General features: G+C 38.9%; 6 protein-coding genes and 2 pseudogenes. All 8 read left to right on the forward strand.

All coding sequences use genetic code 11. The annotated features are described in order from the left end of the window. Positions 1-3,396: autotransporter outer membrane beta-barrel domain-containing protein (locus GQO39_RS06795; protein WP_156851521.1), on the forward strand; the 3,396-nt coding region annotated here is incomplete at its 5' end. A gap of 695 nt (positions 3,397-4,091) precedes the next feature. Next, on the forward strand, positions 4,092-7,253 hold the full coding sequence (locus GQO39_RS06800) for an autotransporter family protein (RefSeq protein ID WP_156851518.1): 3,162 nt from the start codon (positions 4,092-4,094) through the stop codon (positions 7,251-7,253). A 412-nt stretch (positions 7,254-7,665) separates the two neighbouring features. Further along, positions 7,666-10,584, forward strand: coding sequence for an autotransporter outer membrane beta-barrel domain-containing protein (locus GQO39_RS06805; protein WP_156851519.1), 2,919 nt, complete (start codon positions 7,666-7,668; stop codon positions 10,582-10,584). Between the two features lie 846 nt (positions 10,585-11,430). After that, positions 11,431-11,808 (forward strand): hypothetical protein, encoded by a 378-nt coding sequence (locus GQO39_RS09245; protein ID WP_246668541.1) that lies wholly within the window; start codon positions 11,431-11,433, stop codon positions 11,806-11,808. A gap of 90 nt (positions 11,809-11,898) precedes the next feature. Next, positions 11,899-12,225, forward strand: a complete 327-nt coding sequence (locus GQO39_RS09250; RefSeq protein WP_246668542.1) for a hypothetical protein — start codon at positions 11,899-11,901, stop codon at positions 12,223-12,225. A gap of 9 nt (positions 12,226-12,234) precedes the next feature. Beyond that, complete coding sequence (locus tag GQO39_RS09255; protein ID WP_256375703.1) at positions 12,235-14,163, forward strand: autotransporter outer membrane beta-barrel domain-containing protein; 1,929 nt, start codon at positions 12,235-12,237, stop codon at positions 14,161-14,163. A gap of 183 nt (positions 14,164-14,346) precedes the next feature. Next, a pseudogene (locus tag GQO39_RS06815) lies at positions 14,347-16,944 on the forward strand (autotransporter outer membrane beta-barrel domain-containing protein). Positions 16,945-17,110: 166 nt separating this feature from the next. Further along, positions 17,111-17,814 (forward strand): annotated as a pseudogene (locus GQO39_RS06820) (autotransporter outer membrane beta-barrel domain-containing protein); the annotation flags it as partial.

Below are 17,814 nucleotides of genomic sequence, written 5' to 3' on the forward strand. Positions count from 1 at the left end.
AGTTCTCTGCCTGTAGAACGTTCTGCATCTAATGATCTTGCTAGCTCTGGCGGAGATGATGAGGATGATTTAGAGGATGAGGATGATGAAGAAGGTGATGTTATAACGGGTAATGATGCATCTGGTACATCTTTGAGATCTGAAGAATCTGGAGATCCTTTGTCTTCTGGTCTTGGAGGATCTGGCGCTCCTAATAATGTAGAGAATAGTCCTTCAACTGCTGCCCTTCCTTCTTCTCTGCCATCTGCAAGTTCTCTGCCTGTAGAACGTTCTGCATCTAATGATCTTGCTAGCTCTGGCGGAGATGATGAGGATAATTTAGAGGATGAGGATGATGAAGAAGGTGATGTTATAACGGCTGATGATGCATCTGGTACATCTTTGCGATCTGAAGAATCTGGAGATCCTTTGTCTTCTGGTCTTGGAGGATCTGGCGCTCTTAATAATGTAGAGAATAGTCTTTCAACTGTTGCCCTTCCTTCTTCACGTGGGAATTCTGAGGTTGTGAAACCCACTACACTTGGGAGATCTGAAATTGCAGAGTCTGCTTCTGCGTTGGGTGGTTCAGGGAGAAAGGCGGAATCTGTTGTTGTGTCTGTTGAAGATGCTGGTGGAAAAGCTGTTTCTTCTCAGTGTAATGATACAGAGCGAAATGGTACGAAGGGATTGTCTGCTCCTTATTCATGTAGCGATGGCAAATCATATACGATAAAAAATTCTACAGTAAAGGCAAGTAATAAGAATCAGCATTCTGTGCATGCAAAAAATCAAAATACAGTTATCAAGCTAGAGGGTGCTACCATTAGTGGTGCGGATTCTTCGAATGATAAAAATAATGTTGATCCTACTCAATTACAGGCTGTTAGTGCTGTGCTTGCGGAAGAGGCGGCAGAGATTGTTTTGGAACAAAAAACAACAGTGCAATCTTCTTCGATTGGGCTTGAGGCGCAAAGAGGTGGAAAGGTCAAAATGGCCGACGGAACGGTTACTGCTCACCATGTGGGTGCTTTGGCGGGATCAGGGTCATCTGTTGACTTAAGTCATACGAAAATTAATGTCGTGGGAGATTTGGCTGTAGCTGCTCTGGCTAGTGATGGTGGTAAGATAACCATGGACACAGGGACGATTTCTCTTGCCGAGGGAGTGGCAGTTCGGTCGGAGTCTGGGGGAAATGTTGCATTAAAAAAAGTGAGCATTATTGCGAAAAAACAAAACGCGCAATCGGGTGTTGCAGAGAAGTTTGGGCGTGCGGCTTTTCTGTTGAGTAATAATGGTTCTGTTGATTTTGCTGAGGGACATGTTACTACTGATGCAAATGCTTTGTGGATTAGGGTTGCTGATGGCGACATTAGGAAAGGCGCTTCAGACGTTCTCTCCTCTGTGAATCACGCTAATATCGAATCTTCTAGTGTTATAGTGCAAGGTGATAAATCCTATGGTATATATTTTGATGGTACTACACAAAGACTAGCAAATGGGCAGAAACAGGTTGTGAATGGGAATTCTGTTAGGAAAACAAGGAGCATTAAGCAAGGCGCCGTACCTGTACAGGAAAAAACACCTGTTGGCACATCGGGAACGGTTACATTGAAAAAAACCAATTTTGAAGTACTGAAAAGCATAGCTATTTATGGTAATAATTCTGGTGGTCGTGTTTCTTTAGAAAATGGAACAACTCTTTCGGGTGACTTGCTGTTGAAAGCTGAGAATAATTCCAATATATCGCTTCGGGTTGATAGCTCTATTATTTCAGGTGGTGCGCGCGTTGATAAAGGTTCTTATGCTAAATTAGATTTGACCAATGGGTCAGAGTGGCTTCTGTCAAGGGCTGTGCATCAGAATTTACAAGCCCCTGATCCAGATTGTGTGGGTTCGTGTGTTTCCTTTGTAAATCTTGTCGACAGTAGAATTGAGTTTATAGCTCCAGAAACCGGAGAGGAATATCAGACACTTCGTATCGGAGAAGGAAAAGGTACTGTCTATAGTGCTTCCGGTAATTCTGTTATTTCCTTCAATGCACTTTTGAATCCTAACGCTCCAAAGGATAAACAAGTATCCGATAGGCTTTTGATCCATGGTGATGTTTCTGGAAAAACTATGGTGAATATTTCTGGAAGTGTAGGAGAAAACAACGGAAGTGATAAAGTAGCGCATAGTGTTTCCATTATTCAGGTTTATGGAAAGGCAGAAAAAGATTCTTTCCAACTGGATGGTAATTATGTTGCGCTGGGGAATTCACCTTACAAATATACTCTTCGTTCTTATAGTCCAGAAATGACTTCGAAACCGGAACATGTTCAGCAGAAATTTAAAAAGGACGGTGGAGAATTTTGGAATTTCCGTTTAGAGAATCAGTATGTTAAGTCTGGTGGTTTTGATGCAAATGTTGTCTCTAGGGTTGGGTCCTATTCTCATACCGAGCGAGCAGTAAGATCTGTTGTTCCGCAAGTTCCGACTTATTTGACTTTACCGAATAGTATCTTCCAAGCCGGTTTGATGGATATCAGCAATCAAAACAAGCAGTTGGAGAGACTACGGACGACTTCCAGTGGAATGGTAGGGACTCGTGAAAATCCTGCTTTATATTTGCATGGCTATGGTGGAAGTTACCGTTATGCCTCAGATTTGTCTGAACTTGAATATGGTTACGGAAGTTCTTTAAGCTATGGTGGTGTAGAGGCAAATCTCTTGCTACAAACAATTGAAAATGCTGATAGTGCCATATCTTTTGGGGTTATGGGAACTTATGGCAAGCTTTCTCTCCAGCCTCGCGATGTCGAACAAAGCAAAAAGAGTACCTTTGATAAATGGACTGCTACGGCTTATGGTAGCTTGCAGCATGATACGGGCTTTTATGTAGATGGTCTTCTTTCTTATGGTCTGTTCAAAGGTGATGTTTTCACCCTTGCACGGGGTAAGACAGCAACATTGAAGGCTAATCCTCTCAGTGTTTCGTTGATTGGTGGTCAGACATTAGCAACGGGGTATGAAGGTTTTGTCTTTGATCCACAGGTTCAGGTTGTTTACCAACATCTCAAATTTAATAAAGCCCGTGATATTGATGGTTTTGACATTGAGATGGGCAAACTTGATCAGTGGGTGGCACGTGTTGGTGGACGTTTGAGTAAGACTCTTACAGTGTCTGAAGGAGGAAAACCTGTTTCTTTCTATGGTAAGCTTTATTTTGCGCATGGTTTTGGAGGAAAAAAATCGGTGCAGTTTAAAGATGCTTTCCAGTTAGGTGCTTTTGGCTCTTCGCTAGAAACGGGATTAGGTGTTAATGCGCAATTGTCTCAAAAATTTGCGCTTCACGGTGATCTGGTTTATCAGCACAAACTAACTAAGGCTGGTTTTTCTGGAATAAGTTTTTCTGGTGGAGTACGCTACCAGTTTTAGTGTAAGGTCTAATATGTATCTTTATGAAAAGGCAGCACAATATGCTGCCTTTTTGCTTTATAACAATTTGTGTTGCTATTGAAAGGTCCTAGCCTTTTGATACGAAAGTCACAATATTCTTCTGTTTGTTTTACGTGTGAAAGCATCTTTTTATGTTAAAACAAATTTTCTTAAAATTTTTAGAGATAATGACACAGTATAGTGACTGGCTTATAGGGGCTCTTTAATGATAGGGGGAGGCTGGTGTCAGAGTATAATATCTTAAAATATCCTACTTTTATGGTAATCTGGTTTATCCGTTATAATGCTAGATGCTTCTTAATGCTGGTTTTTAGAATTTGTTTTTACTGATTTAGATAACTTTTTTATGCATATCTTTGGTCAATTTTTTAAAGTTCACAATGATAGATTGTGAACTTAATTAATTGCACTCTATGCTTTTATTTTGCTTTACACTAAACGCACAATGTATTATACACTCATTAAGTGTGCTAGATGACTATTCTCTCATAAGTGGTTGTTGTACTGTGCGTAGATCTTCAGCCAAGTTTATCTGGATAATTCATTGCACGGGTCAAATGAGCAGTTGATGCATCTTTTTGGTTTCACCTTTTTCTATTGTGAGGTGTCCACCGAGGTGTTTTCGCGAATGCTTTTGTTTTCAATGAGAGGGGAATAAAAGTTTCGAGGGAACTATGATTAAAGTGTTTAAAAGTCATGTATGTTTATGTGCTTTCACAACGGCTATCTTTTCTTTGCTACAAAATGGATTAGTAGTTGGTGCAAATGCAGAAGAGTCTGGGAGAATGCCTTATAATATTCGCGTTACCCCATTGCGTACTAGTTGGCTGCCTAAGGAAAATGGTGATAAGGGTTCCGTTGTTAGTGTACCCTTTGGTGTTTTTCTTACAGATATCAGTGCCATTCCGATCAATTCGGATAAAGATATCGACAGGAACGGATATAACGGAAGTGATTTTAGTGGGTTTGTTGACTATAGGGACCTTAGTAGGTTTTTAGGGAGTAACCTTAATGAGTATAATAGCTCTAAGCCTCTTGACGGAGATAGAGGAGATAACCTTAGCGGGAATAATGGATCTAAACCTCTTAGCGGGGAGAGCGGGATTAACAGAGCTTATATCAGATATTCTTATCAAAAACAAAGGCTTATTGTATATGATGGATTGAGTTATATATGCGATAACTGTGAAACGGATACAATGAGGTATCGGTATTATGAAGTTCCTCGTAATGGTGGGCGCTCTAATGCTACTGCTATAATGGTAAAGGGGATAGGTACGACAGTTATGGGGGAAAATATAACTGTTAACAGTGAGGTTTCTGATAAATCTTTTACGCGTGGTGTTTCTGTGTTTGAGAACGGAAAGATTGTTTTGAAAAATCCAATACTCAAGAATGTAGGTACAGCTTTTTATGCTGACAATGGAGTAATTGAGATAAAGAAAGGAAATATTGAGGGAAGTCATAAGGGTGTTGAGGCAATAAATAATGCATCTATTCTTTTAGAGGATACAAAAATTAAGATGAGCGGGGGGACGGTAAGTCTTTTGAGTTCTGGCCGTTCAGAAATTTCGATTGTGGGTGGATCAATTGACTTCACAGATGGTTATGGGATTTCTTCGGCATTAGGTGGGAAGGTAAATTTCGAGAAGGTTAATATTACTGGAAAGGGAAGTAAGGACAAAAATCACGCGTTTTTTTTAATGGGTGTAGGTGGTTCTATTAATTTTAAAGATGGCATTATCGATGTTACAAATACCCATGGCATATTGTCAGAAAATACAGTCCATATTTTTAATTCTATTTTGCCGCTTGAGAGCTTATTGAAAAGTGACCGTACAACTAAGGTTAATATAGAATCTTCTTCTGTTATGGTGAATGGAGATAACTCCTACGGTATATATTTTAAGGGGCAGAAGACATCACCAGAATATAGGAATGAAGAGAATCTGAACCAAGATAAAACTCCACCCAGAACAGAGGATATTTATTTAAGAGAGACGGTATTTTCTGTTCCAGATAGTACAGCTATTTATAGTACTGACAAAACTTTTGGAGTTGTTAATTTAATGCAAGGCACTCTTTCAGGACGTTCATTATTAAGAGCTGAAAAGGGCGCTTTAGTAAAAGTTTTAGCAGATTCCTCTACTCTTGAAGGGAGTACTTCTGTTGATGATAATTCTACAGCCGAACTTTATTTGAGAAATGGTTCGACGTGGATATTACAAAAGCCGCAAAAGAGAGAACAGAATGGACCTAGTTTTCCAAATAATTCATCTGTCTCACACGTCACTCTTATGAATGATAGTGCTATTAAGTTTACAAAATTAAAACCTGATCAGAGTTACATTTACCAAACACTCAATATTGGAACAGGAACGGGTGCGGCGTATGAGGTGCGAGATGGTGCACGTATTCATCTTAACACACATTTAAATGAGGGAGGAGGACTTGATAAGCAAAAAACTGATCGTCTTTTGATTCATGGTGATGTTTCTGGAAAAACGACAGTGCATGTGCATGGTGTTTCAGGGAGTCTGGGGGGACATACGGGGAGTGGTGGAAATAATCAAGGTATTTCCATTATTCAGGTTTCTGGAAAGGCAGAGAAGGATTCGTTCGAGTTGGAAGGGGGATATGCCACGTTAGGACATACACCTTATCAGTATCAACTTTATGCTTATGGTTCAACATCTGATTTGGGAGAAGCGGATTCGGGTCAGAGATTAGTTGGAGGTAGCGGGAAATTTTGGGATTTTCGTCTAGAAAATAGATATATTGGTCCTAGACCTGAACCAGAGCCGTCTCCTAGACCTGAACCTTCTCCGACTCCCCAACCTAGTCCAGAACCTTCTCCTAGTCCGGAAATTAAGGCTGTTGTTCCGCAAGTTTCGACTTATCTGCTTTTGCCAAATGCTTTATTTCATGCAGGTTTGATTAATATTAGCAATCAAAATAATCGGTTAGAGGCTTTGCGAACCACTTCCAGTGGAATGTTAGAAATTCGTGAAAATCCTGCTTTTTTTGTGCGTGGTTATGGTGGTAATCACCGTTATGCATCAAATCTTTCCGCGCTTGAATATGGTTATGGAGGTGAGCTTGATTATAATGCCATAGAGGCAGGTGTTTTGTCGCAAACAGTTGAAAATGCATATGGCGCTACTTCTTTTGGCATTATCGGGTCTTATGAGAGACTTTCTTTGCAACCTTTAGATGTTGAACAAAGCCAAAAAAGCATGTTTAATAAATGGTCAGTAACAGCATATGGTGGTATGCAGTGGGATACGGGCTTTTATGCTGATAGTCTTTTATCCTATGGTTTGTTTAAGGGTGATGTTCTTACTCTTGCTCGTGGCAAGACTACAACATTAAAGGGCAATCCTCTAAGCGCTTCGTTAACTACTGGTAAGGCGTTTATAATAGGGGATAGAGGGCTTATTTTTGATCCACAGGTTCAAGTTGTTTATCAGCGCCTCCATTTCAATAAGTCCCGTGATATTGATAATTTTGATATTGACATGGGCAAACTTGATCAGTGGATAGCACGTGTTGGTGGACGTTTGACAAAGACTATTACTGCAACCGATGAAGCACGAGTTGTGTCTTTCTATGGCAAGCTTCATTTTGCGCATGGTTTTGGAGGAAAACAGTTTGTGCACTTTAAAGATGCTTTCCAGTTAGGTGCTTTTGGCTCTTCGCTAGAAACGGGATTAGGTGTTAATGCGCAATTGTCTCAAAAAATTGCGCTTCACGGTGATCTGGTTTATCAGCACAAACTAACTAAGGCTGGTTTTTCTGGTACCAGTTTTTCCGGTGGATTTCGCTATAAATTCTAGTTTCGTTATGTTTTTGGGTAATTTTTCAAAAGCCACAAGCATCGCTTGTGGCTTTTTCATTTTCTTCAAAAGTTTTTATTGCCTAATATTTTTGAAGAAAGATGTCTTGTGCATTTTGAATGCACTTTTCAGTTAGATTTTTTTTAGTTTTTTTGAAGTTTTTCTTCTTGAAAAATGAGAGCGGATTTTTGTGCTCAATAATTTCCAAATTTCTTATTTTACATCGTTTTACTTGTATTTTTTAAATATTACAACTTTAAATTGCAATATTTTTTTGTTTTTACATTTACAAAAAATACAAAAAACACTATTTACTTGCTTAATATATTGCAGAATGTATTAAATGTGTTGCTCGTGGTCAAAATATTTTGGCAGAGTATTTTTTTATGAGATGGTAAGAAACGGTGGAACTATGAACAAGGTATTTAAAAGACATCTTTCATTATGTGCTTTCACAACAGCTATCCTATTTTTTTTACTCAATGCAGGTGCTGAGGTAGAAACTCGCGCTGCTGAAGCTAAGGCTGTTGTTAGTGGTAAGGCGCAAAATGATAGAGAACAATTTTCATGCAATGAAAATGCCTCATTTTATCGGTGCAATGATGATAAAAAGCACTCCATTTACAATAAAACTTATCAAAAAACTGATAAAGATAATGTTGAAGGAGCGATTATAGAAGCATCTGGGCTAAAGACAAAGATTACAGGGTGGAATATAACTATTAAGGAAGATTCAAATAGTGGTAGTTCGAATAAAAGCTCTTGGAAAGGTGTAGTATCCCGTAATTTTGCAGACGTTTACATAGAAAATGCAAAGATTGACTTTACAAATGCTGTAGGAGTTCAAGCAATTAATGCGGGATCTGTTTATTTAACGGCAGGTTCCATTACCCAAACGGGTGGTCAGGTGATGAATGTAGATAATAGTGAGAACTCGGCTTTTCAGTTATCCAAGTTTTCTGGCTATATCCGTTTTAATGAAGGTAAGGTCGACGTTTCTAATGCTCATGGCATTTCATTTCCAGGAATTGAAGGTAGTATTAATATAAACGATTCCACTGTTGTAGTGAAGGGTAATACATCTTATGGCATCTATCTTTTTGATGGGGAAGAGCACTATAATGATGAGGATTTAAAGAGGTATAAGAGATTAGGAAAGGGGGCCGAGAAAAAAAGTGCTTATGTTTGGGGGGATGCTGGTTTATATGAAGCTCTACTGCCGAGGGAAGGCGTATTAAAGCGCGGGGCTGTTGGTTTACGTGGTACCAGTTTTACGGTTCCAAATAGTGCGGCTATTTATAGCAAAAAATCTGGGGGGAGTGTTGTATTACAAAAGTCTACACTTTCTGGAGATTTATTGCTGAAGGGTGAGGATAATTCTTTTGTGAAGTTTGTAGCTGAAGAGAGTTCTACACTTATAGGGGGGGCTCATATTGATGAAAGCTCTGATGCTCTATTTCGGCTGGAGGATGGATCAAAATGGACCTTAACGCGACCGAAAAATAAAAGTTTGCAAAGTTCTAACTCTAAGGGTGATTCATCGGTTTCATTGGTGCATCTGATTGATAGTTCTATTCTTTTTGAAAAACCAGACTCCAGCGAAGATGGCAATTATCAGACACTCCACATTGGGAAAGGATCAGGTGTGGTTTATAAGGCGCAAGGTGATGCACGTCTTTATCTCAATACGTATTTAAATGAGGGTGGTTCTAAAGAAAAACAACGGACAGATCGTCTTTTAGTTCATGGTGATGTTGATGGAACAACGACAGTATATGTGCAAAGCGTTTCTGGAAGTCCAGGGGGATCTACTGGAAATGGAAATAATCAAGGAATTTCGATTATCCAAGTTTCTGGGAAAGCAGGGAAGGATTCTTTTAAGCTGTATGGCGGTTATGTTACGTTGAACAATTCACCTTATCAGTATATACTCCGTGCTTATGGTCTAGGATCTGATTTGGGAGAAGCAAGTTCTTCTCAAAGATTAGTTGAAGGGAATGGAGCATTTTGGGATTTTCGTTTAGAAAGCCAAAAAGTCGAGCCTCGTGTTTCTGGATATAATACTGCCGAGAAAGCTGGTGTTGATACGAGTGAAGCTGAAGTAAATAATGTGCCCGTTCCAAGTCAAACTTTAGAAACAGCAAGTGAAAATACTGCTCGTAGCGAGACAGTAAACAATGTTTATGCTGAAACAGTGTTAAACAATGTTTATGCTGAAACAGTGTCAAACAATGTTTATGCTGAAACAGTGTCTAATGTAAAAAATGATGAGGGTAATTTAGAGAATCAGTATGTTAAGTTTGGTGGTTTTGATGCAAATGTTGTCTCTAGGGTTGGGTCCTATTCTCATACCGAGCGAGCAGTAAGATCTGTTGTTCCGCAAGTTCCGACTTATTTGACTTTACCAAATAGTATCTTCCAAGCCGGTTTGATGGATATCAGCAATCAAAACAAGCAGTTGGAGAGACTACGGACGACTTCCAGTGGAATGGTAGGGACTCGTGAAAATCCTGCTTTATATTTGCATGGCTATGGTGGAAGTTACCGTTATGCCTCAGATTTGTCTGAACTTGAATATGGTTACGGAAGTTCTTTAAGCTATGGTGGTGTAGAGGCAAATCTCTTGCTACAAACAATTGAAAATGCTGATAGTGCCATATCTTTTGGGGTTATGGGAACTTATGGCAAGCTTTCTCTCCAGCCTCGCGATGTTGAACAAAGCAAAAAGAGTACCTTTGATAAATGGACTGCTACGGCTTATGGTAGCTTGCAGCATGATACGGGCTTTTATGTAGATGGTCTTCTTTCTTATGGTCTGTTCAAAGGTGATGTTTTCACCCTTGCACGGGGTAAGACAGCAACATTGAAGGCTAATCCTCTCAGTGTTTCGTTGATTGGTGGTCAGACATTAGCAACGGGGTATGAAGGTTTTGTCTTTGATCCACAGGTTCAGGTTATTTACCAACATCTCCAATTTAATAAAGCCCGTGATATTGATGGTTTTGACATTGAGATGGGCAAACTTGATCAGTGGGTGGCACGTGTTGGTGGACGTTTGAGCAAGACTCTTACAGTGTCTGAAGGAGGAAAACCTGTTTCTTTCTATGGTAAGCTTTATTTTGCGCATGGTTTTGGAGGAAAAAAATCGGTGCAGTTTAAAGATGCTTTCCAGTTAGGTGCTTTTGGCTCTTCGCTAGAAACGGGATTAGGTGTTAATGCGCAATTGTCTCAAAAATTTGCGCTTCACGGTGATCTGGTTTATCAGCACAAACTAACTAAGGCTGGTTTTTCTGGAATAAGTTTTTCTGGTGGAGTACGCTACCAGTTTTAGTGTAATTACGTTTTAGGTCAGTTCTTTAAAAAGCCACAAGTTATATTTGTGGCTTTTTGCTATTTGTGAGTTATTTTGCAAGCAATTTTGAAAACAAGCCCCTTACATGTCTTAAAAATGCTAAAATGTTTTCTTGTTGGGTTTCTTTGTGCTTTTTATGGTGATTTTCCCGATCAGTGTACATTTGTAAATTGTATTTTTATGTATTTTTTGTGAACATTACAATTTTAGATTGTGATATTTTTTATTTTCGCTTTATATAAAACACAAAATGGATCAATAAAATACATAACGTGTTTTATACGTTGTGTGCAATTAAAGTAATTAAGCAGGACGCTTATTTTTGTTTGTTAGAGGAAGGGGAAGAAAGTTTGTAGTAAAATTATGATCACAATATATAAAAATCATCTCTCTTTATGTGTTTTTACAACGATTATTTTTTTCTTTGTGCACGATGTTAATGACAGTAAGTCATCTTCTAAGAAGGCTCAGTTTTCATGTAGTGACAGTGAGCCATTTTATCGGTGTAATGATGGTAAAATGCATGAAATCTCCAAAAAAAATATCAACTCACTGGTGAAAGCCATGAGGTAGCCATAGAGGCATGGGGGGAAGATACAGTCATTGAGGCAGACGGTATAATCATTAACGGCGTTTCGGATGCAAATGGTTATTCAGGAAAAAGCTCTTGGACAACAGGTGTAAAAGCATCAACAGGGGGAGGTGTTGCTCTGTTCAATTCCATTTTAAATAATGTGTCAGTAGGTGCTGATGTTGATGAGGGAGGAGCTTTTGAAATGCAAGATGGAGTGATTAACGCAACCAGAATGGGTATCAGCGTAGCTAGTGAGGAATCTTTTATTTTTTAGGAATGCAGAAATTAAAACAACAGCTGGTGCGATAAGTCTTTTTAGCCAAGGCAGTGCAAAAATTGAGATGAAAGCGGGAAAGATTGATTTTACAAATGGTATCGGAGTTCAAACAGCAGGAGGCGGTAAAGTTATTTTAGATGGTGTTTCTATTACTGGGGGAGGAAGTCTGGTGACGAATACAGGTCGCCATAGTGAAGATTCTGCTCTTAATATGCTTCAAGGTGGTGGTTTTATTATTTTTCAGAAAGGGAGCATTAATGTTATTAATACTCATGGTCTTTCATTACAGGGGAATGATAATAATACTGCTCATATAAAACTCCACTGTTATGGTAAGGAATCCAGCATTTAATGGGATGCGTTTTTTGGGGAAGCTGTATTTAATGGAAAAAAAACAATCCTACTCGGACAAGGGGCTATCCATTTAACAAAGACGTCTTTTATGGTTCCAGAAAGTGCTGCTATTTATAGTCGTCAATTTGAGAGTTCTATTAAACTCTCACGAGATTCAACAGCTTTTGGTGATTTATTGCTGAAGGCTGAGGAAAATTCCACTGTAAAAATTACAGTTGATGCTTCCACTCTTATAGGGGGAACGTATGTTGATAAAAATTCTACTGCCACGCTACAATTAAAAAATGATTCAAAATGGATTTTATCGAGACCAAAATACGAAAAATTGCAAAATGTTGCTTCTTCTGGTTCTCAATTAGGTGATTATTCATCTGTTTCATCGCTAGATCTTGCTGATAGTTCTCTTTTTTTTTAGAGAACTAAAATTTTTAAAGAACTAAAAACAGGTGATGCTTACAAAACACTTCTCGTTGGAAAAGGATCAGGTGTGGTTTATAAAGCGCAAGGTAATGCGCATCTTTATCTCAATACATACCTAGATAAAGTGGGGACTCTTCAAGAGCAAAAAACGGATCGGCTTTTAATTCATGGCGATGTTTTGGGAACAACAACAGTATATGTGCAAGGCGCCTTGGGGAGTAGAGGAGACTATACGGGGGAGCGCGGAAATAGCAAGGGGATTTCCATTATTCAAGTTTATGGAACTGCGAATAAAGATTCTTTTCAGTTAAACGGTGGTTATGTTACACTGCAAGGTTCACCTTATCAGTATAGCCTCCATGCTTATGGTCCAAGTTTTTCTTTAGGGAGAGCCGACTCATCTCAAAGAGTGCTTAAGGGTGAAGAAGAATTTTGGGATTTCCGCTTAGAGAGTGAGATGATTCAGCCTACTTCTTCTGATCCTACGGATTTATTTGTTATTAATTATTTCCCTATGTCTGGTCGGATTCCTCCTAACAATACTCCCTCTTCTTTTCCGGATCTACTTTCTGATGTTGTAGAAGATGAGGATGCTTTTCATAAACTTGGGAAAAGTCCTGAAGACCCAAGCCCTTCACTTTTTCTTCCTGCTGCACCAAGTTTTCCGATTGTTACACCCGTTGGAGCTTTTGTCAATGAATCTAAGGTTTTGAGTCGCCCGTCTGCTTCTCGTTCTATTTCTGTTGCATCTGGTGCTACTTTTCCTACATCCGTTAGACCTGTTGACGTTGATACTCTGAAGAAACATCCTTTAGTTCTTTCTAACGTGTCGGATGATAAATTTGCTCTTGCATCTGTTCTTGTCACGCTCGAGGGGGACTCTAATGTCTCCGAGCGAGATCGTGTTTCTGTTATGCCTAAGGTTGTTCTTGCTTCTGAACCTTTCTCACATTTTAAGCGAAATGTGAAAGCTGTTGTCCCACAAGTTTCAATTTATCTCTTTTTGCCAAATAGCTTATTCCATGCTGGTTTGATGGATATCAACAATCAAAATAAGCAGTTGGAAACACTGCGGATTATTTCTCGTCGATCGTTGAAAGTTGATAAAAATTCTGCTTTGTTTGTGCGTGGTTATGGCAGCAATAATCGTTATGTTTCAAACTTATCCGCACTTGAATATGGTTATGGAGGCGAGCTTGATTACAATGCTATAGAAGCTGGGACTTTGCTGACAAATATCGAGAGTGCATACAGTACTACATCTTTTGGAGTTATGGGGACGTATGGAAAAGTCTCTTTACAGCCTTTGAATGTTGAACAAAGCCAAGAAAGTACATTTGATAAATGGACGGTGACAGCATATGGCAGCATGCAGCATGACGCAGGCTTTTATATGGATGGTCTGTTATCTTATGGTCTGTTTAATGGGGATGTTCTTACCTTTGCACGAGGCAAGACGGCAACATTAAGGGGTAAACCTCTGAGTGTTTCGTTAACGGCTGGTAAAGCATTTATGATGAGGTGTAAAAATTTTGTTTTGGAACCCCAGATACAGTTTGTTTATCAACATCTTCGGTTTAATAAGACACATGATGTTGACGGCTTTAATATTGAAATGAGAAACCCAGATTATTGGATGATGCGTATTGGGGGACGTTTAACCAAGGAACTGGCTGTGATTAAAGAAGCGCATGTTGTTTCTTTCTATGGAAAACTTCATTTTGTTCGTGATTTTAGTGATAAACAACGTGTGCATTTGGGAGATACTTTCTTGTTGGGCGCTTTTGGTTCTTTTCTAGAAGCCGGATTTGGCGTTTATGCGCAACTGTCTCCAAAGGTTACATTTCATAGTGATTTAATTTACCAACATAAATTTACCAAAGCTGGTTTTTTGGGAACGCGTTTTTCTGGCGGATTAAGCTATCATTTTTAATTTGCTTCTTTCTTTTCTGTAAAAATTACAAGTATAGATTGCGTCCTTATTGTGTTGCTTCTTTGACTTTTGCTTTACATATAACTCAAAGTGAATTACAAAAATAAAACATAATGTATTTATTGGTAGATATGTCTCTTCAGCTTTCGATGCGAATGAGAAAAGAAAGTTTATAAGTAAATTATGATTAAAATCTTAAAACACAATGTGTGTTCATTTACCATTATAACGTCTGTTTTTTTTCTTTATACCCTATATAAATGCTTATGCGCAAAGTTCTAAGCTTTTGGGTAATTCCTTTTTAAAGTTGTATCCATGTGATGCGCTTGGGAAGGTTAGGGGTAATGATGAATCTCACACATATACCGCTGATATTGGTTTTTCTGGTGTTATGGCCATAAGAAAGTTTGATGAATTAGCCATTAAAGTAGGAGAGACTGAGGGGCTAGGATTTAAAGGGACTTTACAATTTAAAGAATCTAAAACGATTACATCAGAGGTGGTTGCGCAGCAAAATGAGAGGATCATTCTGGATAATATTTCCGTTACTGGACGTGGCAAAAAAGTAGGTGTCCGTAATAATGGTATGCATCAGGCAGTTTTTGGTGTGGAGCAAGGCGGTTCTCTTTTTGTTAGGGATGGTAAGGTTGATATTACCGATGTTTATGGCTTAGTAGGTGAAAGTGCGCAAGCAGTTTTTTCTCATGATGGTTCTTTACAAAATATGTCTAATGTTGTGTTTGAAAGCTCAGATATTACGATTAAAGGGCGCGAATCCTTTGGATTGCATTTTCAGGGAAATTCCTCCGAAGAGAGCCGTATGGAAGGAGAGCTGTTAGTTGGATTAGGAGAGATTCAATTCAAAAATACTACCTTTAAAGTTCCTGATGGTACGGCTGTTTATATTGATGATGCTGGAAGATTTCCTTATATCACGGTATCGGAGGGTTCACGTATTTTTGCTAATCGGTTATTAGCAGTTAAGAATAACTCGTATGTGGCCATTGAGGCTGATGCTTCTTTTCTTGCAGGGAGAGCGCATGTTGATAAAAGCTCTTATGCTGAAATTGAGTTGTCTAATAAATCGCAATGGACTTTGTCACCAGGGAAAAATAACAAATGGCCTGTTTCATCTGTTTCGTTTATGAGGATCATTGATAGTTCCATTTTTTTTAGGAAACCAGTAGGCGGTCAGTATCAGACTCTTCACGTTGGAAAATTGGATGATGATAATGGTTTAGATTATGCTTATGTTGCGAGTGGTGCGCGCCTTCTTGTAAATGCATCTCTTGCTACAGATGGTCAAAATAAAGGAATAAAGGCTGATAAACTTTTAATCTATGGGAACGTGTATGGAAAAACCAAAGTGCATGTCATGGAAGTGTCAGCAAATTCAGGAAAAAGAGAAAGCCTTAACATAAACGAGCAAAGAGATGCGCATAGTGTTTCAATTGTTCAGGTTTATGGAGAGGCAGAGGAAGATTCTTTTAAATTGGCGACTAATTACGTAGCTCTAAGAGGGGAACCTTATCGGTATAGTCTTCGTGCTTATGGTCAAAGTTCCTCTCTTGGGAAAGCGAAAGATGAGAATAGGTTGGTTAAACCAAATTCGGGTGAGAGTAATGGAGATTTTTGGGATTTTCGCCTTGAAGCTGAGTATATACCGAATTCTTTTCGTTATTATCAGTCGAAAACATCTCTGTTGAAAAAGGCTGTATCTCGTTCGCGTGTATCACGTTCCATCGGATCTAGAGCTGTCCGTGATTATGTTGTAGCCGATTCTACAGATTCTGTTTTTTATCCTGAATGGGAAATTCAGGCGGTTGTACCACAAGTTCCAACCTATCTGCTCTTGCCAAATGCTTTGTTTCGTGCTGGCTTGATGGATATTAGCAATCAAAACAAGCAGTTGGAAGCACTACGTGTTGCTTCGGGAGATTTTTTAGAAAGTGGCAGAAATTCTGCCTTTTTTATGCGATGGTACGGCGGGAGCCATCATTATGGCGCAGATCTTTCTACTCTTAAATATGGCTATAGAGGCAATCTTGACTATAATGCTGTAGAGGCGGGTGTTTTGCTCAAAGCAGTTGAGAGCGCACATCGTACTACAGCCTTTGGAATTATAGGAACATATGGAAAAATTGCTTTACAACCTCAGGATGTTGTAGAGAGCAAAAAAAGTTCGTTTGATAAATGGTCTGTTGCAGCGTATGCCAGCATGCAGCACGATGCGGGTTCTTATCTAGATAGTCTTCTTTCTTATGGTTTGTTTAAGGGTGATGTTCTTGCCCTTGCGAGGGGAAAGACGGCAACATTAAAAGGAAATCCTCTAAGCGCTTCATTGATTTTTGGTAAAGCGTTTATGGCAGGGTATAAAGGTCTTGTTTTTGAATCACAGATTCAGGTTATTTATCAAAATCTGCAATTTGATAAAACGTCTGATATCGATGGTTTTGATATTAAGATGGGGAGACTTGATCAGTGGGTGATGCGTGTTGGGGGACGTATGACTAAGACTCTTACGGCATCCCAAATGGGGCACGTTGTTTCTTTCAATGGGAAGCTTCATTTTGCTCATAATTTTGGAAGAAAACAATTTGTATATTTTGGAGATAAATTCCAATTGGGTGCTTTTGGCTCTTCTCTAGAAATTGGGGGGGATTTAATGCTCAACTATCTTCAAAATTTGCCTTGCATGGAGACGTGACTTATCAGCATAAGCTTACCAAAGCTGGTTTCTCAGGAGTGAGTTTTTCTGGTGGTTTACGCTACCGTTTTTAGATACCCGTGAAATATAAGATAGGTTTTACAAAAATATAGAGTGTTATATAAAGTATAAAATGAGTATTTAAGTTTTATACTTCTGATTCTTCAAATATTTAATTTAGCGTTATTTCAGATGTTGTGTGTTCTTAACAAGGGGTGGGGAAGAATTTGTGGTAGAATTATGATTCATGTAGTTAAAGGTTATAGGACTTTATTTATTTTTATAGCCGCTGCGGTTTTTTCTTTGCCAATCGTTAATATTAATGCGAATTCTAGAAATTCTTGTAATGACGAGGCTCCATTTTATAGATGCAGTGATGGTGAGAAACACACAATTAAAGATAAAACTTATAACTTAAAAAGTTCTCAGGGAGATTCCTCTCTTTCTGCTCCCATTGCAGCTATATATGTAGAAAAAAAGGGTACGGTTGTTGAGGCGTCACAGATAACTGTCTTAGGAGACAATCCGGATACAATATCTGCATATGGTGGATATGTAAAAGATGGAGGAACGCTTATTTTAACAGATTCAAATTTTAAGAGTGCCCCTAGTCTTCGTGCTGACAATGCAGTTATTAAAATGACAGAAGGCTCAATTGTGGGGACTTCGCACGCTGTTTATGCAACGGGGAAAGCAACGGATGTTGCTTTAGTTCGTGTAAATATTGAGATTGTGCCAGATAATTTGAAGACAAAGGGGATTGGTATTGTTAGTGGTTTTGGTGCACAGGTTAGGATGTCAGGTAGTACTGTTAATTTTAAGGGGGCTGGCTCATTTTTATCACGTTTCGGGGGGAGGTATCTTCTTGATACCATGACAATTAAGGGAGACGGAAAAAAGGAGGGAGTTACAGTTGATGATGTAGGTACTGGTGCATTGCCAGA

This window comes from Bartonella refiksaydamii, from assembly GCF_902652675.1.
Lineage (GTDB): Bacteria > Pseudomonadota > Alphaproteobacteria > Rhizobiales > Rhizobiaceae > Bartonella > Bartonella refiksaydamii.